Annotated in this window: 18 protein-coding genes and 1 pseudogene; 12 read left to right on the forward strand and 7 right to left on the reverse strand. The window is 45.1% G+C overall.

Annotation, left to right across the window (positions count from 1 at the left end; translation table 11 throughout):
- Both GFB48_RS15735 and GFB48_RS15740 read left to right on the forward strand, forming a co-directional pair.
- Positions 1-942: pseudogene (locus GFB48_RS15735) on the forward strand (hypothetical protein); the annotation flags it as partial.
- 68 nt (positions 943-1,010) lie between these two features.
- Positions 1,011-1,433, forward strand: coding sequence for a hypothetical protein (locus GFB48_RS15740; RefSeq protein WP_163937976.1), 423 nt, complete (start codon positions 1,011-1,013; stop codon positions 1,431-1,433).
- A 321-nt stretch (positions 1,434-1,754) separates the two neighbouring features.
- Here the strand turns inward: GFB48_RS15740 and GFB48_RS15745 are convergent, their stop codons facing one another.
- Both GFB48_RS15745 and GFB48_RS15750 read right to left on the reverse strand, forming a co-directional pair.
- A complete protein-coding gene (locus tag GFB48_RS15745) occupies positions 1,755-3,878 on the reverse strand; it encodes a YjbH domain-containing protein (protein WP_163937979.1) in 2,124 nt (707 codons plus the stop codon).
- Positions 3,879-4,068: 190 nt separating this feature from the next.
- Positions 4,069-4,827 carry a YciK family oxidoreductase gene (locus GFB48_RS15750; RefSeq protein ID WP_163937982.1) on the reverse strand — a complete coding sequence of 253 codons (759 nt, stop codon included), beginning with the start codon at positions 4,825-4,827 and terminating at the stop codon, positions 4,069-4,071.
- A 484-nt stretch (positions 4,828-5,311) separates the two neighbouring features.
- Between GFB48_RS15750 and GFB48_RS15755 the strand changes: the two genes are divergently transcribed.
- Together GFB48_RS15755 and sohB are read left to right on the forward strand one after the other, a co-directional pair.
- Positions 5,312-7,912, forward strand: a complete 2,601-nt coding sequence (locus tag GFB48_RS15755) for a VolA/Pla-1 family phospholipase (RefSeq protein WP_163937985.1) — start codon at positions 5,312-5,314, stop codon at positions 7,910-7,912.
- Positions 7,913-8,006: 94 nt separating this feature from the next.
- Entirely contained in the window at positions 8,007-9,020 is a 1,014-nt protein-coding gene (sohB, locus tag GFB48_RS15760) for a protease SohB (RefSeq protein ID WP_163937987.1), read from the forward strand.
- 36 nt (positions 9,021-9,056) lie between these two features.
- Here sohB and GFB48_RS15765 read toward each other — a convergent pair whose 3' ends face one another.
- Entirely contained in the window at positions 9,057-9,629 is a 573-nt protein-coding gene (locus GFB48_RS15765) for a GNAT family N-acetyltransferase (RefSeq protein ID WP_163937990.1), read from the reverse strand.
- A gap of 84 nt (positions 9,630-9,713) precedes the next feature.
- Here GFB48_RS15765 and GFB48_RS15770 point away from each other — a divergent pair, with 84 nt between their 5' ends.
- On the forward strand, positions 9,714-10,574 hold the full coding sequence (locus GFB48_RS15770; protein WP_163937993.1) for an aldo/keto reductase family oxidoreductase: 861 nt from the start codon (positions 9,714-9,716) through the stop codon (positions 10,572-10,574).
- 3 nt (positions 10,575-10,577) lie between these two features.
- On the opposite strand, the gene GFB48_RS15775 is transcribed toward GFB48_RS15770, so the two are convergent.
- Positions 10,578-11,417, reverse strand: coding sequence for a D-hexose-6-phosphate mutarotase (locus GFB48_RS15775; protein WP_163937996.1), 840 nt, complete (start codon positions 11,415-11,417; stop codon positions 10,578-10,580).
- Between the two features lie 164 nt (positions 11,418-11,581).
- Here GFB48_RS15775 and GFB48_RS15780 point away from each other — a divergent pair, with 164 nt between their 5' ends.
- Together GFB48_RS15780 and gmhB are read left to right on the forward strand one after the other, a co-directional pair.
- The gene (locus GFB48_RS15780; RefSeq protein WP_163937999.1) at positions 11,582-13,615 is read left to right on the forward strand and encodes an alginate lyase family protein; all 2,034 of its coding nucleotides are present in this window, start codon (positions 11,582-11,584) and stop codon (positions 13,613-13,615) included.
- Between the two features lie 167 nt (positions 13,616-13,782).
- Positions 13,783-14,331 (forward strand): D-glycero-beta-D-manno-heptose 1,7-bisphosphate 7-phosphatase, encoded by a 549-nt coding sequence (gene gmhB, locus GFB48_RS15785; RefSeq protein ID WP_163938002.1) that lies wholly within the window; start codon positions 13,783-13,785, stop codon positions 14,329-14,331.
- 385 nt (positions 14,332-14,716) lie between these two features.
- Here gmhB and GFB48_RS15790 read toward each other — a convergent pair whose 3' ends face one another.
- Entirely contained in the window at positions 14,717-16,444 is a 1,728-nt protein-coding gene (locus GFB48_RS15790; RefSeq protein WP_163938005.1) for an ABC transporter transmembrane domain-containing protein, read from the reverse strand.
- A gap of 154 nt (positions 16,445-16,598) precedes the next feature.
- On the opposite strand from GFB48_RS15790, the gene gltS reads away from it, so the two are divergent.
- Entirely contained in the window at positions 16,599-17,831 is a 1,233-nt protein-coding gene (gene gltS / locus GFB48_RS15795) for a sodium/glutamate symporter (RefSeq protein WP_163938008.1), read from the forward strand.
- 142 nt (positions 17,832-17,973) lie between these two features.
- Positions 17,974-19,134: a PLP-dependent aminotransferase family protein gene (locus tag GFB48_RS15800; RefSeq protein WP_163938011.1), complete on the forward strand. Its 1,161-nt coding sequence runs from the start codon at positions 17,974-17,976 to the stop codon at positions 19,132-19,134.
- A gap of 59 nt (positions 19,135-19,193) precedes the next feature.
- Here the strand turns inward: GFB48_RS15800 and GFB48_RS15805 are convergent, their stop codons facing one another.
- The gene (locus tag GFB48_RS15805) at positions 19,194-19,883 is read right to left on the reverse strand and encodes a DUF445 domain-containing protein (protein WP_163938014.1); all 690 of its coding nucleotides are present in this window, start codon (positions 19,881-19,883) and stop codon (positions 19,194-19,196) included.
- A gap of 52 nt (positions 19,884-19,935) precedes the next feature.
- On the opposite strand from GFB48_RS15805, the gene GFB48_RS15810 reads away from it, so the two are divergent.
- The 3 genes from GFB48_RS15810 to GFB48_RS15820 are packed head-to-tail and all read left to right on the forward strand — an operon-like array spanning position 19,936 to position 22,063.
- Complete coding sequence (locus GFB48_RS15810; RefSeq protein WP_368669083.1) at positions 19,936-21,420, forward strand: carboxypeptidase M32; 1,485 nt, start codon at positions 19,936-19,938, stop codon at positions 21,418-21,420.
- Between the two features lie 50 nt (positions 21,421-21,470).
- Complete coding sequence (locus GFB48_RS15815; RefSeq protein ID WP_163938017.1) at positions 21,471-21,692, forward strand: RNA-binding S4 domain-containing protein; 222 nt, start codon at positions 21,471-21,473, stop codon at positions 21,690-21,692.
- Positions 21,692-22,063 carry a ribonuclease E inhibitor RraB gene (locus GFB48_RS15820; RefSeq protein WP_163938064.1) on the forward strand — a complete coding sequence of 124 codons (372 nt, stop codon included), beginning with the start codon at positions 21,692-21,694 and terminating at the stop codon, positions 22,061-22,063. Before GFB48_RS15815 ends, GFB48_RS15820 begins: the two co-directional genes overlap by 1 nt.
- A 63-nt stretch (positions 22,064-22,126) precedes the next feature.
- Here GFB48_RS15820 and GFB48_RS15825 read toward each other — a convergent pair whose 3' ends face one another.
- A complete protein-coding gene (locus GFB48_RS15825) occupies positions 22,127-22,333 on the reverse strand; it encodes a cold-shock protein (RefSeq protein ID WP_305848754.1) in 207 nt (68 codons plus the stop codon).
- Positions 22,334-22,555: the final 222 nt, after the last annotated feature.

Raw genomic sequence — 22,555 nt, forward strand, 5'->3', positions numbered from 1 at the left:
AACTTTGATGCCTATGGTCCAGCGGGCTGGCAAAGCGGCTGGGATGTTTGGAACCTAGACCAAGTTGATGGTGTGGTCGAATTGGTTGCCAACTATGACAGCTACAACAATATCAGCTACTCAGACTGCGATGCCAGCATGACCGACATCAATGGCGACTACTCTTGCATTGCTTGGCGCAAGCGTTACTGGCAGCCATTACAAGTGGTGGGTGACAGAGTGTATGTGTTGGAGTGGGAGTTACAACCGAGTGATTGGGATTGGCAATTAACCCCACAACAGCGCCCATATTATATGAGCATTCCTGCGCGGGTGAATTACTACCAAGCGTTTGACATTGATTGGGACGGCGATGGTATCAGTGATGATAGCGACTTAGACCATGACAACGATGGCGTCGATAACAGCGACGATGCCTTCCCGTTTGATCCTAATCAATGGCTCGCGCCTGTTACTGGTGAGCTGGTGTTATTTGATGAAGCAGAAGATCAAAACTTTATGTTGTGGGACTGCTGTGGTGGCGCAGTAATCAATATTGTCGACAGTGGCGATGAACATGGTAATGTGGCCCAGTTTGAGTTAAACGCTAACCCGACTGTTTCAGGATTTTATGCGGATTCTGCGGTAAATTTATCTGAATTAAGCAGTGGTGTGTTGCAGTTTGATTTGCGTGTGATTGCTGAGCCCTTTGATCAAAATAGTCAATTTTTATTAAAAGTGGAAACAACACAGGAAATCTTTGCTGAATTACCTTTATCTGCTAGCAATGAAGGCTTAGAGCCGAGTGCACAGTGGCAAACGTTCACGTTTGATTTATCCAGCCTTGCTGAACAAGGGCTGCAACTTGATGCGATTAATCTCGTGTTGGTGTTCCCGAATTGGGGCAGCGGAGATGGTGCGGTTTATCAAATCGATAATGTGGTGTTCAAAGCCAACCCATAAGGGGCGCAACCGCTCAAATTGTTTTTGAGCGGTTGCTTAATCTGAACGACAACGAACAAGGAACTCAAATGAAATACGGACAATTGATTTTAGGTTTAGCTCTAGGAAGTGGAATTGTGTTTGCCTTAGGGCATTTCAACCAAGCACAAATAGACCAGCCAGCAGCCACCATTATGGCCGCCCCAGCGGCTACGCCGCCTATTGCAGCAATGGTAAGCAACAACGATGTTGAGGTGAATAACGCGCCGTTAATTACTGAGCAATCTCCCCCAGTGGTGGCAAAAAACACTGCCGAGGCCGTACAGTCGCCAAGGCAAGCTGGCCAACCAAAAACGAGGTTAGATAGGTTTAATCAACCTATGCAGCTGACCGCGCCTAGTGGCACAGCCAGCAATGCCCCGCTGATGTACAGTTTTAAAGGAGAAATCTTTACTCAAGATGAGCTGGTTGCCATGGGGGTGTTACCTGCCCAAGCAGCAACAACCAATTAATTGCTAGGGTGCGGATTGCCTGACCTTAACTTTAGGTTAGCCACTGGCTTAGTCATGGGGGGGTAATTGTTCGCGAGCATTAATATTGGACAAATATAGCCGACTGCAGATGTGTCTGTCGTCGGTTTGTTTGTTTTATGGCAAACAGGCGCGGCTGTATTCGTTGTTATTCACGATAAAAATTAGGCCGCGAGTAACCGTTACTCACAAATGGGAAAGTAGACACTGCCAATGCATTAGTAGCCATTGCAGTTAGGGGATTAACCAATAGTTTACTCCCCTAACTGTGGCCGTTACTGGTCGATATGGTGGTTGCTGCCGTTAGTCATCATTAAGCCTGTCTAAATGGGCTTCAATATACGCTGCGGACATTCGATCTCGGTTAAAATAGCGCTTGGTTAAGCTATGTTGCAACCAGGGCTCCGCTTTGGCAGTCGGTGCTAACCAATTGCCTTGGGAGCTAATATCTGTGTAATAGCCATGGCGCCATTCATCCACCCCAGTAATTTGGTAGCCCCGTTTAGCGGTCATACTCTTGCCAAAGCTAATAGGAAATGAGAAATACATGCCGGCATAGCTGGCGTCTTCGGTTTTATGGTATTCAATGGTGGTTGCCACATCGCCAAACCAATGAATCGATTTAGCTCCGTAACCCCGATCGCCATACCAATATTCACCGCTGTGAAGTTCTAATGCCCAGTCAAATTCTGGTCGATAATAGCGGTAATAAAATAACTTAGGCTCGGCTTTGAAGTCGGTATCTTGGTGGCGGAACTGGCCACCTCTAAAGCTGAATTTATGGTGACCTTGGGGTGACTGCCAGCGGGTTTCGTTAAACACGCCAACAAAATCACCGTACACTAAGCCGCCACTAAATTGGGTGAAGATGTTTTGTGGCAGTGCCCATGCCTGGTGCAGTAAGATGCGATTGACGCGGTTTTTTTGTTCAGGGACTGGGTACCATGGGAAAGGGCCGACATCATCGGATTGGGCAACGGGTAAATTATGCCTGACATCGACCGTGCCCCCTTTCCATAAATCAATGCTCATTGCCGTTTGCAAAGACAATGAATAATCAAATACCCCCCACTCGGTGCCCAACGAGGTAATTAAGCCAGGGGAAAAGTTGACTCGGGGGACAAAGGTGCCTGAGTTTTCAAAATCATCGCCCCAAGCCACCTGATCATAGTAGTGGCTGACGTCATAGCTAATGTATTGGGTAGCTATGGGGGCTTGGCTATTATTGTGGCTGATTTGCTCCCTTACCAGTAATACCGGTATTTGGTTATTCAGCATATAAATGTCGTAAGCCCCGTGGTAATACTTGTTGACTATTTTTAGTACCTGTTGCAAGCCATCTAATTCATTATGCAAGTAAATAAAGTTTTCATAGGCGAGCTCTAAACGTTCACTATTGTGATTGATTTTAATATTTTCAAAGCCATGCTCGACTAACGCGGCGACGATCTGCTGTTGTTGCTGTTGCAAGGTGGTGGGTGCTACTGCTGCTTTATCTTTGACGATCGCCACTTGGGTTGGCAGGGGTTGGTTTGCATTCGGTGCTGGGCTGTAGTCTTTAGTTTGCACCAGTTGTTGGTTGCGGCTGGGTGGTTTTACGGTGGTGCTGGGGTACTGCTTGCGAGTGGTTAATGGCAATTCATTACTGCCCCCTAGTGGCAAACCAAACTGCAGCCCCACCCAGGCATTGTCACGATTAAAGGTGTTTGAGTTGGAATAACCCTGCAGGATAAACTGGCTATTCCAGCCCTTAGGCAGCCATTGTGCTGGTGCACTTAGCACGAGTCCGGCATTAAAGCCGGTGCCATCATAGTCGGACTTTAGGTTTAACCACTCGTACGCCTGCCATTCCACCCCGCCAAAGGCACCGTTAAGGTAATCTGGGCCCATTTGGTTATTGCCTCCGGCATGGTCGACCGTGTCAAAAGAACTTTGGCGACCGTAACCTGCGCTAAGCCTTAGGGCCTGCCAGTCATAGCTGACAACACCATAGGTGTTGTCGTGGTGATTGGCAATACCGCCAAAATCTTGCTGACCGATGGCCACTTGCCAAGGGGACTCTGGAAACCAGCCAACGCTGCTGAGTTTTAATGAAAAACTTAAGTCACTGCCGGCGCCACTATGATATGTCCCAACACCATTAAATCGTTTGAAGGTGTTTTGGGCAAGCAACTCGACCCCCGGCAACAAGCCAACCCCAAGTAATAAGCTATTATGCGCGCCACGACCATAACCGACTTGATGATCGACATTGTTTTCAAAGTTAATGGCAAAATTAATATCACCATAGTTGATGGTATGGGCGTTCGGAGTGCGTAAATTGCCGCTAAATCCAGTTTGAGAAAAGCTTTGCTTGATGCTGGGGTTAGCCACCGCTTGCGGGGATAAACTGCTGATAATTGCGAGGGTTAGAACACTGAAGCGCATAGATTCTTCCAATGAAAAAGGGCGTTACAGCTGCCGTGTGATTCGGTTTAATGTTTTTAGATTAAGCCATTAAATTTCAAGTAATAATTTACAATAAAGCATAGCTTAGTTGCGACGGCTATGCGTAGCAAATTAAAAAAAATTAAGCACTAAGTTCGGCGCCTTAGTGCTTAATTACGCTTAGGAGTGCTTATTTAGGTTGGGCATCAATTGATTTACCGTTGCAACCAATTGAGTCATCACTTAATAAGTATAAATAAGGTGCCAGAACTTCATCAGCGGTTTTCAGTAGGCTGGTGTCTTCGGCAGGGAAAGCTTGGGCACGCATACGCGTTTTGGTGGCGCCAGGGTTGATGGCGTTGACGCGAATGCTGCTGCCTTCGAATTCATCGGCGATGGTTTGCATCATGCCTTCGGTGGCGAATTTGGCAATCGCATAAGGGCCCCAGAAGGCACGGCCTTTTTTACCCACACCGCTTGAGGTAAAGATCACCGAGGCATTGTCTGCTTTTTGCAGCACTGGCAGTAATGCTTTTGTTAAAAACAAAGGTGCGCTGACATGCACTTTCATGACTTCATCAAAACTTTTCTTTTCTGTGTGCGCAAATGGCCCTAATACCCCAAGTCGACCCGCATTGTTGACCACGGCATCCAGTTTACCGTATTGGGCTTCAATGGTTTCGCTTAAGCCTTGGTAGTGCTCTTCGGTGGCACCATTAAGATCCATGGGCACAATGGCTGGCTCTGGTGAGCCATTCGCCATAATTTGGTCATAAACGGCTTCAAGCTTTTTGGTGGTTTTACCCAGAAGAATTACTTGGGCACCAGCTTTGGCACTTGCTAGAGCTAAACTTTTGCCAATGCCGTCGCCAGCACCAGTAATTAGGATAACTTTGCCTGCTAAGGCATCAGTTGCAGCTTGATAGGCGTTTGCGATTGCCTGTGTCATTTTATGCTCCTAAGCATTTGTCGCTATTGAAGTTATAACGGTTCGGAAGTGTAAATCCCATAAAAACCAGTTAAATTTGTAGATATCTCTAAAAAATTAAGTTAACTTCTTGTTAATGCAGAGTGGTTTGGCCACTTTGGTATTTAGGATCTGTTGAGCTTTAGCGGTTTAGTTATGCAGCAGTTTGTTATTTCTTACTCTTCGTTAACAGGGTAAGCGGCAGCAAGTCATGGGTGGTTGTTGCACACCATTTGGTTTGCCATGATTAACAAACGCTGTCCTTAGGATGCGCTTTAAAAGCAAGCTCGCGGCGCTACTGTTATTTTACCTAGGTTAACTCCGGTGAAATTTGAGTGGCTCGCGCTTTTTCTGCTTATAAATTGCACATAAACTAAACATTAAAGGTCAACAGACCGTCAGGTGCCTATTGTGACTAATTCTGCTGAGGAAGACAAAAATAACTATAGGAAATTTAGGTGAACCGATGAAAAAATTGATGATTGGTATCGCTTTGACCTCAGCCTTAGGGTTAACTGCTTGCTCTGAAGAGAGTATCGAAGAGTTACGCCAAGTTGCCAAGGATGAAGGCCAGGTTTTAATCCCGACTTCTAAAATCGTATTTGATCCAGCAAACGCTTTATTAGCGGTCCCAAATGATTTGCTGTTTAGTGGAACCACTGACGGCACATTACAAATGCCTGGTGAAACATTGCCCGAGGGGCAAAGTCCACTCACTTGGCGCCCAGATTACAAAGATCCTCAAACCGCAATTGGTGCCCTAGATGGTTGGTCAACGACGCAGCCAATGGTGATTGATTTAGATCTTGCCAAAGATGCCGATGGCAATGTGATGAGTTTAGACCCTAATTCGGTAACGCCAGCCGCAGTGCGGGTGTTTGAAGCCGCTGTGGGTGGGCCATTGTCGAGCGATCCAGAATGTACCGAAGCGGCCAGTGTTTCGGCGTGTAAGATAGGTGATGAATTAACCTTTGGGGTTGATTTTGTCGCCCAGGCTACCGGTACGGATAGTTTTGCAATTTTACCCCTGAAAGCCTATAAAGCGGCGACGTCTTATGTGGTGGTCATCACCGATGCCTTAAAAGACAGTAGCGGTCAGTCGATTGCCCCTTCAGCAACTTATACCAGCCTTAAGTTAGATATTGACACTCAGCCCCTCGCGTTGCCAGAACAAATCATGCTGCAAGCATTGGTCAATAGTTATGAAAAAGGCGTGGCTGCGGCCCATGGTGTTGATGCTCAAGGTATTATCTACTCAGCCATTTTTACCACTCAGTCGACCCATAATGTGATGGAAACGACTAAGTTATTGATGGCGGCGGATACACTAAACCCTGAAGCCGGGGCGTTTGATGTGGCACTTGCGCCACCACAACCTTATATGATGGAAGTGGCGCCTGGGATGTCAATTCAAGTCACCGCAGCGATGGCTGCTGGCATGAGTCTGTCTGGCAACCCTGTTGAAGATAAGCTGTATTATCTGGCTGATGCCACTGATGTGTATGTCAGCATGCTGAGCGCCCCTTACTTGTTGGATTTACCTACTCTGGAGAACTGTGCTTTGGTAGAAGGTTGCCCAGCTGTGCATTCAAGTTGGAAAGCAGCCGGTGATAGTCCAATCAGTGTTCTCGGTGCGGTACTTGCTGGTGTATTACCCACGCCAGAGTTTTTAGCTCAAGCCGAAGCCCAGGGGGTGGATGGTTTAGCCGCACTGCAAAACCCAGCCTTAATTGCGGGTAAAAACTTTTCAATCACTGTCGGTGTTGATGGGGCAGGGAACCCTATTCAAGCGCCACTCGACAGTGCTCGCCACTTGACTCGTTATAATCCCATCCCATTGGTTAAGCATCCGCATAACCAAATCCCAGTATTTATCACCCTGCCGAACGAAGCCAAAATGGCAGCGCTTAAGCAAATGGGTGTGATTGATACGGATGTGGTTAAGCCGGCAACAGGTTGGCCAGTGGCCATGAGCTTGCATGGTTTAGCGGGCTTTAAAGAAATGACGCTAGCGATTGCCCCAAGCTACAGTGCTGCGGGTATCGCCACGGTTTCAATCGATATGCCGCTGCATGGTGACCGTGCCATTGATTTTGATGGTGATGGTGTGTTTGATCTGTCCGCGTCTGAATCTTTGGCGGGTGACGGCAAGCATGACAATGCCTCAGCAACCGTATTTATGAACCTTGAAAGCTTCTTAACGGTTAGGGGCAATGCCCGTCAGTCGATTTTGGATCACCTTGCCTTAAGGTTGGGTATTTCGGTACTTTCTCAAGGTCAGGCGATGGCGATGATGTCACCAACCTTTGATGCCAATAATGTCAGCTTAGTTGGCTTATCATTAGGGGCAATGGTGGGTACTGGAGTATCGGCTTATGCTTCTTCTGGTTTAGTTGACCCTGCTACTGGTGCGGTTATGGATAATCCGTATAAATTAACGGCATCGTCTTTGGTGGCGCCAACAGCTGGCAGTATCAGCATGTTACTTGAGTCGCCGACGTTTGCCCCGACGGTGCAAGAAGCGGTACTAGCTTCAGTGGTCAGTGATTTAAATACTGAAAACTATGAGGTCGGTTCTGATGGCTATATGGCTATTGTTGAACAAGCACAAGCAGCCTTACCTGATGTGCTTTCGGCCTTTGCTTTTGCCGGTCAAACCATCGTTGATAGCTCGGATCCCCTTGCTGCCGGTCAATTATTGGCGCAAACCGGTAATCCAGTACACATGATTGAAATTGTCGGTGATGGGAACGCTAACTTGCCAGACCAAGTATTGCCTAATACGGTTTCTTTCTCGCCGACCGCGGGTACTGAAGCGTTAATTGCGGCCATGGGCCTAGAGAGCATTACTGAAACTAAGATGGCAACGCCCGCTTCTGGGGTGGTGCGCTTTAGCAAAGGTCACCACAGTTCATTGCTTGATCCTAACCCCGTTGATGGGGTGTCTGATCCTGCCTTATCGACCATTGCGTTTTTAGAAATGCAAAACCAAGTGATCACTTTTGCGGCAAGCCAAGGTACGGTGTTGCCAGTGGAAGTCACGCAAGTGGTTGCTGGCGCAGAGTAACGCTGATTTAATTTGAACCAAAAGCTGGCTTAGGCCAGCTTTTTTATTTGCGGTTTATCAGTTACTATTTGTTTTTTTGAGGGTGGAGGATCACTTGGAATTTTTATTTGAATATGGCTTGTTTTTAGCCAAAGCCGTAACTTTAGTGGTTGCTGTTATTTTGGTGTTAACCGCTATGGTGGCGATTAGCCATAAACCTAAGTCTGAAAAAGGTGAGTTAATCCTGACCGATATTAGCGATAACTTTAAGAGCTTAGTTGACAGTTTAAAAGAACAGCTATTAGATAAGAAGCAGTTAAAACAGCTTAAAAAACAGCAAAAAAAGTCTGAAAAACAAGAAAAAGATCAAGACCAAGAGGCGCTTGCCAAAACCTTTTACCTTAAGTTTAAGGGCAGTATTGATGCTAAAGAAGTGGAGTCGTTACGTCGTGAAGTGACCGCGGTGTTGGCGATTGCCGAAGCCGGCGATGAAGTGTTGGTGAGCATTGAAAGCGGCGGTGGCATGGTCCACGGTTATGGGTTGGCAGCCAGTCAGCTTGACCGTATTAAGCAAGCAGGCTTAACACTGACGGTTTGTGTTGATAAAGTGGCAGCCAGTGGCGGCTATATGATGGCTTGTGTGGCGGATAAAATTTACAGTGCGCCTTTTGCCATTATTGGCTCTATCGGCGTGGTAGCCCAGCTACCGAACTTTAATCGATTATTGAAAAAGCACGATATTGATTATGAACAACATACCGCCGGTGATTTTAAGCGCACGTTGACCGTGTTTGGTGAGAACACCGATGAAGGCCGTGAAAAGTTCCAGCAAGAACTTGAAGAAACCCATGTGTTATTTAAAGAATATGTGGGTAAATACCGACCAGCACTTGATATCGAAAAAGTGGCCACAGGTGAACATTGGTACGGCCAACAAGCCATAGAATTGGGCTTAATTGATGCCATCAAAACCAGTGATGATGTGTTGTTTGAGTTGGCGCAAAATGGTCAAGTGTACAAAGTTGAATACAAGCTTAAACAAAATTTGGCCAAGAAATTTGCCGGCGGTGCTTCTGCTTTAGTCACAAGCGTCATTGATGCCGTAGCGGCTAAAGCGCAAAAGCATTAATAAATACAAGCGCGGCTCGGCAACGGGCTGCGCTGCTTAATTTTCGCTGGTAAACTCGTTATCAAGATTAACCACGACTTCGAACTCTCCCCCTGAAAATTCAATTTGGCATGGGTAACCACTGCGTTTAAGTAACTTGACCATGGCACGGTTGGTTCCTTGGATCATGGCGACCACCGTTTTGATGCCGACTTGCTTGCCCATTAACAGTAAATGTTTTACTAAGACTGCCCCAATCCCTTGTTTTTGGAAGTCATCAGACACAATACACGACAGTTCAGCGGTGTCACTGGTGTCCCCTAGCTTGACTAACCTGCCGGCGGCGACCAACTGGTTTGAAGCCCCATGAAACACAGAAATCGCGAAGGTTTTTTGATAATCAATGTCAGTAAATTCATGTAACTCATCAATGCTGGGCTCGGCGATCACTTGAAAAAATCGCATATACAGAGTGCGTTCAGAAAGGGTGTGATAAAGGTCCAGCATGGCGTATTTGTCATGGGCGTGCATGGCTTTTAGTGTCAGCTCTAAATGGCTGTGACTGACATCCATTTCATAATAGTTCTGTGCTTTATGAAGCGGCGCTGGGGGGGGCTCAGTGGCTAACAAATTGACCTTCCTTAACAAACGTTTTGATTAAATCGGTGTTCTTGTTATTCTGCACATATCTTTAATAAGCTAATGATAAGCATAATGAAAAATATACTATCTGGCAAAGTTGCCGCAGGATTTTGGCGACTTTGTGATTGGCACATGTCAACCAAGCAATTACAAAGCTACACTGAAGCCCTGTTAGCACGCGGGATCACGGTGATGGATCATGCTGATATCTATGGTGCAGGTCAGGCCGAAGCCCAGTTTGGAACCATGCTTAAACAAGCCCCCTCATTGCGAGAGCAAATGGTATTAGTGTCAAAATGTGGGGTGACCTTGCCAAGTTCTGAGCAGTTGTTTACCCAAGCGGCGGCCTATGACAACTCTAAAGCTTATATCATTTCCCAAGTAGAGCGCTCACTTACCAGCCTTAATAGTGATCATTTAGATTTATTATTGGTGCATCGCCCAGACTATTTGATGCAGCACGATGAAATCGCCGAGGCGATGCTGAGTCTTCAACAGCAGGGTAAAGTAAAAACCTTTGGGGTGTCTAACTTTGATCCTGTCGATGTGGCCGAGCTTAAGAAGCACATTCCTTTGCAAACCAACCAAATTGAACTGTCAGTGGTCGAGCCAAAATCGGTATTGAATCGTGAATTAGTGCATTATCAAAATGATATGGTGACCATGGCTTGGTCACCTTTTGCAGGGGGGCGGTTATTTAATGCCAATGCCCGTTTAGCACAGGCATTAATGGCGGTGGCAAAAGCCCATGACGCGACAGTCCCGCAAATCGCTTTAGCGTGGATTTACGCCTTGCCTCAGGCGATTTTACCGGTATTAGGAACCGGTAAAATTGAACGAGTAGATGAGGCCTTAGGCGCTGCAGAAATCCCATTGACTAAACGCCAATGGTATTACTTGCTGGAAGCCTCTACGGGCGTGTCGGTGCCTTAGGCTTTAGATTACTTCGAGGCTGAAGCCATGTTGGTGGCTTTGGCCTGGCGCTAAGCTAATGGCGTCTTTGCCAATGTTACCTGATTCTAGGCACAGCATTTGTAAATAACCTAAATCATCAAAGTCAGCCATGGCCTTGGCTTTCTCAGCCCAAGGGTTCCACAGTACACAACTGTTTGATTGGTAACGGGTCATTTTTAATTTCGCTTTAGGGCTGTTTATGATTTGGCTTTGTAAGCTTGGGTAATAGACCCTATCTACCTCTTGATCGATGGTCATTAACCTAGTGGCTTGGGTATGTTCTTGGGCGAATTCTACATAAGACGTGTTGGCTAAACCTTCAATGTGGGTTTGGCTAATATCTTCAATATCAAAGTAAGTGTGCAGTGCTTGGCTGATTTCGATCGTTTGTTGGCTGTCGTTAAAGTTGATGATCTCCACCTTTAATTGCTTACCAAAACTAAAGTGTAATTCCACCTTGTGACCCGTTGGCCAATGGTTGGCTTGAACAATCGACTCATCTAAAAATAGTTTGACCACCACCGCTTGAGCGGACTCTTCAATGGCTTTTATGGTCCAACTATTGGTGCGTGCAAAACCGTGTTGCGGCAAGCTTGGTTCAGCAGCGGGCCCAAACCATGGCCAACAGATTGGGATCCCACCACGAATGGCCTTATCCGATTGAAACTGTGCCGATGGCGACATCCATAGCAGGTTATCGTGTCCTTTGGGGGCATATTTAGTGACATGGGCACCATGAAGATAGATTTCAGCTTCACAATATTCATTGTTGATGGCTAAAAACTCTAAGCCGTTATTGCTATGAAAGTTTACGCTAGACATACAGCACTCCATTGCATAACCCACCGTTGCGGTGAGGAAATATATTAAGTTGCTTCTATTGTAGTGCGAAGATGTTTGCATGTGAACTAATAACCATAATTGCCTTTACTTTATTGTTATAAATTGAAAAGTTAACTTTTTTATTCATTAGTAGGGACGTTGGCATGTTAACAAACTGGCTTTACTTTGCATTTTTAGCGGTGGCAGTGAGTCTGCCCGTTAAGGCGCTAGAGCAATTACAAAATCCTCTTTCAAAACAACAGGCGCTTGCGCCGAGTAAGGCATTTGCAAAAGATTATGTGTTGCAAGTGCTTAAACAGCCAGTTTCTAGCGAAAGAGCCCAAGCAATTTTGAGCAAAATAGATTTAACTCAGCCTCGCTTGCATGGGGTAAAAGCCTTGGTCGATGCTGAAAACTTCCAAGCCGCCTTAACCGCATTACTTAGGCATTATCAAGATAAGCAATTTGTCACCCAGCTTGATGATAGGATCTCTGCATTTGACCGTAACATCGCCGATGATGCTCTGAGCCATTACCTGTTAGGTAATAAGAAAAGCTACCCGACCACTTTTAGAGGCATTGAAATTGACTGGCACGGGCCAGGTTTTTTTCAAGGGAAAGAAATTACTGCTTTAGAGTGGGGCTACCAATACAATCGTCAGTTTGCGCTAAAGCCTTTAGCAAAGTTATTTAAATCCACCGCCAATGAAGATTACGCCTTTGAATGGGCTTATCAGATCCTTTCCTATAAAGCGGCTAACCTGCCAATCGCCAATAATGCACCAAAACGGGTCCGTCGAGGAATGGAAACCTATTATCGTTTACAAGGCATTACCTTAGGGATTGGACCTTTGCTTAAGTGGCCTGAATTTAATGAAACTCTGTTGGTCGAACTGCTAGAGAGCATCCATCACCAAAGCGAACATGTTCGGTCAGTTTATGCCAAAAGGGGCAATCACCTGGTGGGGGAATTGATGGAAGTTTTTCAGGTTGGGGCGCTGTTTGATGAATTTAAGCACGCTGCACAATGGCGCCAAGACGGCATAACACGAATACCTGAAATGATGTTCTCTGAAAGTTATAGCGATGGCATGAATAAGGAGTTGGTCTTTAGCTATCACACCATGTATTTGAGACTTTACACTCAGTTTTTAGAACTGGTAACAAAATTAGGCTATCAACAGGCATTACCTAAAGACTACCTGAGTCACTTGAAGAAAATGTATCAGTATCCGTTAGCCATGGTCATGCCCGATCTTTCCTACCCTCAGTTTGGAGATGGTTGGAAACAAGCAGGCTATTATCGAAGAACCTTTGCCAAGGCTGCTCAGTTATTTCCTGAAGAGCCCGCTTTTGCCTTTTATGCCAGTAAAGGCAAACAGGGGCGGCCACCTGCCCAAAAATTATTCAGTTATCCAGAAAGTGGGTTTTATGCCCTGCGACAGGGCTTTGATAACGATGATACTGTGGTGGTGCTAAAAAACGGTGCAGGTGAAGGTTGGTGGCATGATCAACCAGATAACATGACTTTTACTTTGCGGGCCCTTGGCCGCGAGTTTATGAATGATTCTGGGTCATTTATCTATGGCAGCAAAGATCCCCAGATGATCAAGCAAAGGGAATGGTTTAGAAAAACCAGTTCCCATCAAACCTTAACCCTAAATGGCGAAAATGCTGCCCGCAAGCCCAGCCATATCAAGTCAGTAGTGGCAGACTATGGTTTGTCTGTGGTGGTGGAAAATCAAAGTTATCCGCAGTTAACCCATCGTCGTTCAATGACTTTGTTAGATGATCAATATGTGGTGATTTATGATCAGGCAATAGGCACTGCCCAAGGGCAAGTGCAACTCAATTTTCAATTGGTTCCCTCTGCGGTAGCAATCGATAAACCCGCACTTGCGGTAACCACCGAGTTTGCCGATGGCACCAATGTGACCGTGCAAACCTTTGCGCTGCAGGCAGAGAACCCGCAATTACAGCAAGCTGAGGGCTATATTTCCTATCAGCAAACTAAAAAGCAGCCAAGACCGGCATGGCAGATTGTTCAGCAAAAGACCGAGACAGAATTAGCCTGGTTAACGGTCATTGCCCCTTTCTCTGGTGAAAAACCAGCCATTGCGGCGACCCTAAACCAAGCTGGGGAGCACAATAAGTATCAAATTAACATTGGTGATAAGGCCTATCATTTTACGCTTTAATAAGCGCAGCTGCCTGTTTTGACGGCTTACCAGCGCAGCGCGGGTAAGCCGTTTTGTCGATAACACGGATGAAATGCCCCTTTAACCCCTCTGAGGTGACAGACAAAACTTGAGGTCTGATTGGGAAGTAATCATAATATGTCTCGAATTTACAGGAGCCCTTTAAAATGAAAAAAGCCGTATTTCTCGACCGTGATGGTGTGATTAATGTCGATCATGGTTATGTTGGCAAGCAAGATGACTTCGACTTTATTGATGGGGTGTTCGAGGCCTGTTTAAAGCTCAAACAAATGGGCTATCTATTAGTGTTAGTGACTAATCAGTCAGGCATTGGCCGTGGTTATTATTCGGAAGATGACTTTCATACGCTGACAGAGTGGATGGACTGGAACTTTGTCGATAAAGGCGTCGAATTTGATGGCATTTATTATTGTCCCCACCATCCACAACAAGCCCTAGGTGACTACCAGCAAGATTGCGAATGTCGCAAACCAAAACCTGGAATGCTGCTTTCTGCCCAGCGCCACCTTAAAATTGATATGGCCAATTCGATCATGATTGGTGACAGTATTTCAGATATGCAGGCGGCCATCAGTGCAGAAGTGGGCCAGCGTTATTTAGTGACCAGCGATGAAGATAAACTGCAGCAAGCCGCGGCATTAATTTCTGGCCATGGCAGCAACTTGCTTGAAGTCGTCAACAATTGTATCGGCTAAGGCAATCAGCTTAATACCCTATAAGGCTCCTAATTGGGGCCTTTATTTTTTGATGGTTGTTTAATTGGCAAAGGGCTGCTGTGGGCAACAGCATTGCTGGGCTTGGGCCCTATCGTTCAAAGCCGCGCATTGCTGCTAGTCGTTATTTTGTAGGAGGAATTAAATCTGGTAACCACAACGCAATAAATTCTTCCGCCCCTTGTTGGGTCATGCCATCACTTTCCATAAGATGTTTAAGCACTTCATCATACTGTTCCATGAGACTCTCCGTTGTTGTTGGCCTGTTTAAAAGCTAGCCCAAGGGAGTGGGAAATGAGAAATATGCTTTGTATAAATTTAGAATGATATTATAACAAACGGTTATTTGACGAATTGGGCTTATCCGCTACTGCAATAACTGACTGGCCGCTAATTTTTGGTAAAGTTTCGATTTTTCTAATAATTGAGTGTGGCTACCACAATCAATGATGGCTCCTTGATCCATGACCAAGATGATATCCGCTTCGATAACCGTGCTCAGGCGATGGGCGATGGTAATGCTGGTGGTGGTTTTTAGTAAGCTTGCTAAAGTTGTTTGGATGGCTTTTTCACTGACGCCATCTAAAGCGCTGGTGGCTTCATCGAATAACAATATCGGTCTTTGACTGAGCAAAGCACGAGCAATGGCTAATCGTTGCTTCTGTCCCCCTGAGAGATTGACGCCGCGTTCCCCAAGTTGGCTATGATAACCCTCCGCCAGTTGTTCGATAAATTCGTCACAATAGGCCTGCTTACAGGCTAGGATGACTTCTGCTTCGGTTGCATCAGGGCGAGCAAAGCGAACATTATCAATGACTGACATGGCGAAGATCACACTGTCTTGAGACACCACCGCAAACTGTTTTCTGATGTCTTCTAGGCGATAGCTGCAAATGGCTTTACCATCAAATAAAATTTGCCCTGATGTGGCGTCATAAAACCGCTGCAGTAAATTAATTAAGGTGCTTTTTCCTGCGCCACTGGGGCCAACGATGGCAATTCGCTGGCCTTGCTCGATGGTGAGATTGATCCCTTTTAACGCGGCAACATTGCCATCAAAGCTAAAGTTCACATCAGTAAATTGGATCTGCTGCACGCTATTTAAGGGGGCAGGGTTGGCGCTTTGCGTTAATGATGAGGTTTGACTGGCAAGGTGTCTTAAGCGATCACTGGCGCCAAGGGCTTTTTGTACTTCGGAAGCGACCTCACTAATGGTGGCACTGGCGCCGGCAACCATTAAGGCGTAAAACAAGAAAGCGGTTAATTCGCCGGGGCTAAGTTTACCGCTGGCGACATCGGTTAAGCCAATCACCACCAGTCCCAATAAGCACATACTGGAAATAAACATAACCACTGCAATCAGCAGTGCCCTTATGGCGATCCTTGATTTGGCCGAACGCAAAATTTGATTCAAGCACTGGCTGAAGTAATTCAAGCTGGCGCTTTGATGATTATAGGCCTGCACGGTTTTGATTTCATGCAAAGACTCATCAATAAAGGCTCCCATATCGGCCACTTTATCTTGGTTATGAGAGGATTTAGCCCTTACTTTTCGCCCCAATATTAAGATTGGTAAAAACACCAGTGGGATAGCAGCAATAATGATCAGGGTCATTTTAATGCTGCTGATTGCCATCAATAGCAGCCCGCCTATTAGGGTTACCCCTGAGCGCAGAGTCATCGAAAAACTTGAGCTGACCACATTTTGAACGAGGGTAATGTCCGCCGTAAAACGGGAGATGACTTCGCCGGTTCTTTCGGTTTTAAAGAAGCGTTGATCTAGGTTAATTAAACTGGCAAACACATTATAGCGAATGTCATTGCTGATTTTCTCCCCCAGCAAGCTCATCAAATAAAAGCGACCATAGGTGGCTATTGAGCTGAACATGATAATGACCGCCATGATTGCCACCAGTTGCAGTAATTCGCTCGAGCTGCTTTTATCAGCATCGATGACCAGTTTTATGATTTGTCCCAAGCTGAGCCAGGCCAGTGACGCAATAAATAAAAAAATGACTGCCCAGGTGGCTTGGGTTTTGTACGGCTTAATAAAGTTCACTAGCCACTTGCTGGTCGACCCTGATGTGTTAGACATAAATGATTTTAAAGTTGTTTACGACAGATAAGCCCATCTTAGCCTGTGCAGGATCATCCATAAAGTGGAATTTTTTTAGTCTCTGAGCTTATTTTTCTTATAAATCGTCTAGGCTTAAGTGATTAATAATTAAAAAATACGGGCAGCCTTTGCTATGAAACAGTGTGAACAAGCAATCCAGATTGGCACTATTGAATCATTACTGATTGCCATTTTAGTATTGTTCATTGGTCACTGGATAAATAGAAATGTAAGAGTTTTCAAAAAATATAATATCCCAGAGCCAATCATTGGCGGCTTAGTGGTTGCCGCTATCATTACTTTCACTCACTTCCAGCAAGTTGAGATTTGCTTTTCTTTGCCAATGAAAGACACCTTAATGTTGATGTTTTTCTCAACCGTGGGGTTGGCGGCAAGTTATAAATTATTGCTTAAGGGGGGCTCGAAAGTCTTCATCTTCTTAGGCATCGTTTCACTGTATATTGTGGTGCAAAATTTTGTTGGGGTTTCCATGGCAGAGTTGATGGGTCAGGAGCCTTACTTTGGTTTGATTGGTGGTTCAATCACCCTCTCTGGAGGGCATGGTACCGGGGCCGCTTGGGCGGCAACCTTTAAAGAAGATTACGGCATTCAAACCATTGAGTTAGCAATGGCAGCGGCCACATTTGGGTTAATCATGGGGGGGATCATCGGTGGCCCAGTGGCGCAAAGATTAATTGATAAACATGGTTTGGTTTCTAAATATGGCATCCACGGTAACCACCACATCGATCACCCAGATCTTGTCACTTACGATTCTTTAGAAGAAGATAGAGTGACGGCAAAAAGCATATTGGAAACGCTTTTTGTGTTGTTAATATGTGTCGCGGGTGCTAAAGCCATTGGCCACTTAGTCGAATCCTATGAGTTGACGGCCTTAGAGATGCCTGAGTTTGTTTATGCACTATTTTTGGGGGTAGTGATCACCAATATCACTGAGTTAACCCGCGGTTACAAAGTGAACAATGAATGTGTCGATGTCTTGGGTACCGTTTCATTATCTCTGTTTCTAGCAATGGCATTGATGAGTTTAAGGTTATGGGAAATCTTTGATTTGGCCTTACCGATGCTAGCGATTTTATTAGTACAGACCGTTATTCTGGCGTTATTTGCCTATTTTGTTACTTTCCGCTTGATGGGCTCAAATTATGATGCGGCGGTGATGGCGGGTGGTCATTGTGGTTTTGGTATGGGAGCAACGCCAACGGCAGTAATGAATATGGGCGCATTGGTGACCAGAAATGGCCCTTCACCTCAGGCGTTTATGGTGGTGCCAATTGTTGGGGCGTTCTTTATTGATTTGGTTAATGTCATCATTTTACAGACTTATATTGCCATTTTGATGTAGTGTTTTTTGTTCAAAAATATTCCTCTAGGGCGTTACTTGAGTAAAAATAATTAAGATCTTAGATTTTCGCTAAATATTTCAGTGCGTTTTCGCTCAAAGCTTTGTAACCTATGAGCAATCTTCATTTACAGGAAAGTAGTTAATGATTGAAAAGTCTAGAAGGGTAGAAAATACTCAAGAGTCTTATATCAGAAATATTCTTAAAGCCATTTCCCAACCTGGCATGCTATCACTGGCAGGTGGATTACCCGATGCCAGTCGCTTTCCGTTTGAACTATTAGCGAACGCCAGTCAAAACTTAGTTAATAACCCTGGCATTTATCAATATGGCCCGACTGAAGGCTTGCCCGCTTTGCGAGAGTGGATCTTAGCTAAGCAGCCCCAAGGGGATCTTGATGTGTTATTAACTACCGGTTCCCAGCAAGCCTTGGATTTGCTTGCGAGAGCGTATTTAAACCCACAGGATAAAGTGCTGGTAGAGGCGCCAAGCTATTTGGGTGCTTTGCAAATTTTTGATCTAGCTGAAGTGGAAACCGTTGCGGTACTCAGTGAAAATGATGGCCCTAATATTGCCGACCTTGAACGTCAATTAAAGGCTCACAAGGTCAAGTTATTTTATGCCGTGCCGGATTTTCAAAATCCTTCTTGTCGCACTTGGTCGGCCATTAAGCGCCAACAAGTGGCAGAGTTATTAGCCCAATATGATGTGGCTTTTGTTGAAGATGCCCCCTATCGTGAATTACGCTTTGAAGGACAAACTTTACCGACCGTGTCGTCTTTTATGCAGCAGTTGCAAGCGGACAGTTTCTTTTTAGGTTCGTTTTCTAAAATCGCGACCCCGAGTATGCGTGTCGGCTATGTCAGTGCGCGTGCTGAGTTGCTTAAACCGATTGCTAAGGTTAAACAAGCCTCCGATTTACATTCGGCCTTACCGATGCAGCAAATGCTGTTAGATGTGGTCAGTCACCCTGATTTTGATGACCACCTGCAAGCGTTAACCAAGCATTACCAGTCGCGCCGTGATGCTCTGGTGGCTGCTGTTAATGCTCATCTTAGTGAGTTTGTTGACTTTGAAGTACCTGAGGGTGGGATGTTCTTATGGCTAGAATTAAAGCGTCATAATGCTCGTGATATTGCTGCCAAAGCATTAGTTGAAAATGTCGCGGTAGTGCCAGGAACTGAGTTTTGGCCTAGCACTCGAGAAGCTGATTATCAGGCTATTCGCTTAAACTTTACCGCTTTAGATGCCGAGCAACTTGATGTGGCGGTTGCGCGATTGGCAAAGGTAATGGCAGCCAATTAAGAGGCCGCTTTAACACAGCAAGAGCGCCCAATGGCGCTCTTTTTGTATGACCAGAAAAGTTAAACTAGGGTGGCTAAAAAACCAATTAAGCCACCGAAAACGCCTCCCCAAACCACAAGCCAGCCAAGGTGTTGGCGGATCATATCTTGCACAATCTCTTTCACTAGTTGCGGGGTTAATTCATCAAGACGGGCATTAATGATCGATTCAATTTTGTTAAGTAGCGCTGAGTTATCACCACCGGATAATGAATCGGCAAGTTTTTGATGGAATTCTTCCCCTTGGGTTATTTGGATGATTGATGCTTTCATTTTGTTTTCGAATGGCTGTTGCATAGGTGCTAACGCTTCCGTACCGCCAAACATCGCCAGCATCGAACCAAAGGACGATTCTTCCACGGTGCGCACGAGCGCACGAAAAGCAATCGATAAATCTAAGTCTTGAATGATAGGTTCAAGATCAAGCTGGTGGCTTTGCTCTCCCATCACTTTATTAATGTTTTCAGGGGTGAAAAACTGATTCATCATCATGCTGGCAATGGCCGCTTTGAAAGCTTCAAAGCGATTAGCAATGACGCCAGAGCCGTAAAGTCCAGGCACCTTTTCAAACAGCATATGGATAGCCAGAGAATTGGTAATCGCCCCTGAAAGGGCAAATAAACCAATACTAAAAAGGGTATTTTGTTGACTCAAATAGCCTGCCACGACCAGCGCAGCGGCAATCAAATTAGTGATTAAATTTTTATTCACAGCAAAAGTTAATGTTGTAGAGTAAGATTACCCATGATTTTAAGGCGATGGTTTGAATAAGACAAATACTATGAGCAGTTATCAACAGTTAGTGAATCATTTTGAGCATATTTCCCACTTACAACATTTACAATCTATTTGCGCTTGGGATGGGGAAACCATGATGCCGAGCGGTTCTGCCGAGCAGCGTTCTAAGGCCATGGCGGAACTGGATTTAGTGATCCACAAAGCGAGTAATAAAGCCGAGATCAAACAATGGCTAGCGGCTGCTGAAAGTGAGCCTTTAACCGAGCTGCAAGCCTCTTCCCTTAGGGAAATGAAACGTCAAATCGCGATTGAGAGTGCTTTACCTGAATCGCTGGTTAAGGCTAAACGCTTAGCGGGCAGCCAGTGTGAGCATCAGTGGCGCAGCCAAAGAGCCAATAATGACTGGCAAGGATTCAAGAAAAACCTAAAAGAAGTGGTTAAGCTCAGCCGTGAGGAAGCGCAAATAAGAGCGCAGCAGCAAGGCTTAAGTCCATACGATGCCATGTTGGATTTGTATGAGCCGGGGATGACAACAGCTGAGTTAGATAAGCTCTTTGCAGAGCTGCAAACTTGGCTGCCAGAGCTTATTACTCAAGTACAACACAAGCAAGCCAATTGGCATAATGATATTGATTTGCGGGCCGATATTGATTTACAGCATCAATTAAGTTTGAAGGTGATGTCTAAATTAGGGTTTGAGTTTAACTTAGGCAGACTCGATGTGAGTGCCCATCCATTTAGTGGTGGGGTTCCAACGGATTTAAGGATCACCACCCATTATCACCAGAGTGACTTTAGCAGTGCACTGTTTAGTACCATCCATGAAACAGGACATGCCTGTTATGAGCAGTACTTACCAGCAGCAGTGGCAGGTTTACCAGCAGGCTTGGCGCGTTCGATGGCCATTCATGAAGGCATGAGTTTGTTTTATGAAATGCAACTAGGGCGTGATCCTTTGTTTTTAGAGACGTTGTTGCCAGAACTGAATCAAACCTTAAATAAACAACTGAGCTTGCAGCAACTCACTCAACATTTGCATAAGGTCAGCCCGAGTTATATTCGTATTGAAGCCGATGAAGTGACGTATCCAGCCCATATCATTCTGCGTTATCAAATAGAAAAAGCCATTATTGCGGGCGACGTAGAGGTGGATGACTTACCGGATTTATGGCAACAATTGGCCCAGCAATTATTAGGCATCGATATTAATGGTAATCATAAGCTTGGGGTCATGCAGGACATTCATTGGACAGATGGCAGTTTTGGCTATTTTCCCTCTTATACATTAGGGGCGATGTATGCGGCTCAATTTAAGGCCGCCATGGCGCAGCAATTAGAGGTGACTGAACTTATCAAAGCTGCAGAGTTGGGGCCGATATTTAATTGGTTAAAGCAAAATATATGGTCCAAAGGCAGCCTGTTAACCACTTCAGAATTAGTTATCCAAGCCACAGGTGAAGCTTTAAACCCTAAGCACTTTGAACAACACTTAAAGGCACGCTATCTTTGATGGTAAGGCTGTGATATGTTTGCGCCAATTTTGCATCAAAAGAGTTATTTATGAGTAATTTCGAATTAGCCGACCCTTACATCGAGCTCTATAAAGTATTAAAAGCCGAGGGGTTAGCTGCCAGTGGTGCCGATGCCAAAACCTACATTAGTGAAGGTCTGGTGTTAGTGAACGGTAACATTGAAACACGCAAGCGTAATAAAATTGTGGTGGGTGACACCATAGAATTTAATCAGGTGACAATTACGATTGTTGCCAAAGGAGACCAATGATGAACTTTCCCGATGATGATAACGGTAAAATGTTACAAATGATGGCCGAGTCGGGTATCAACTTAACTCAAGAATGTGAAATTGACTTTTATGCGGTATTTGCCGATGAGCAAGATGCTGAAGTCGCTATGGAAGAATTAGCGAAGCAAGAGTTGGCTCAAGGTGGGGCGTTAGAAATTCAGTTAGATGAAGCGAATAATCAATTTGAGCTTATCCTAACGAAAGTTTTGGTGCCTGAGTATGATGCCATTGTTGCCACCGAAGAAGCACTTAATGCCTTTGTTAGCGATTATCACGGCTCATCGGATGGTTGGGGCGTGATGCAACCTGAGCATGAGCACGATGAAGATGATGACCATCATCACCATTAAACTTTCAGTGTGATAGTGACAAAAAAAGCGCCTTAAGGCGCTTTTTTTTAACGTAAGAGGCGATTAGCCTACTTTTACGTTCTCAGCTTGTAGGCCTTTTTGACCTTGGCCGATTTCGAAAGTCACTGCTTGACCTTCTTGTAGTGATTTGTAACCATCACCTACGATGCTACGGAAGTGAACAAAAACGTCAGGGCCATTTTCTTGTTGAATGAAGCCGTAACCTTTGTCAGCGTTAAACCATTTTACGATGCCAGTTGTAGACATAATTAATATCCTTAATGATATAGTTTGATTAACCTAATCTAGAAATCGAATTTTTAGATTAATTCGCTATAAATTTATGTTTTCTGGCAAGCATATAGGTAGATTTACAAACGTGTATCTCGAAACACTAGAGCATAGTAGAGCAAAATTTAAAGCGCAGGTGTATAGTATTGCCCAATTAGGCAATATGCAACCTTTTAAAAATATTTAATTTTTTTTATTTCG

The sequence above is a fragment of the Paraferrimonas sp. SM1919 genome, from assembly GCF_010993985.1.
Classification (GTDB): Bacteria; Pseudomonadota; Gammaproteobacteria; order Enterobacterales; family Shewanellaceae; genus SM1919.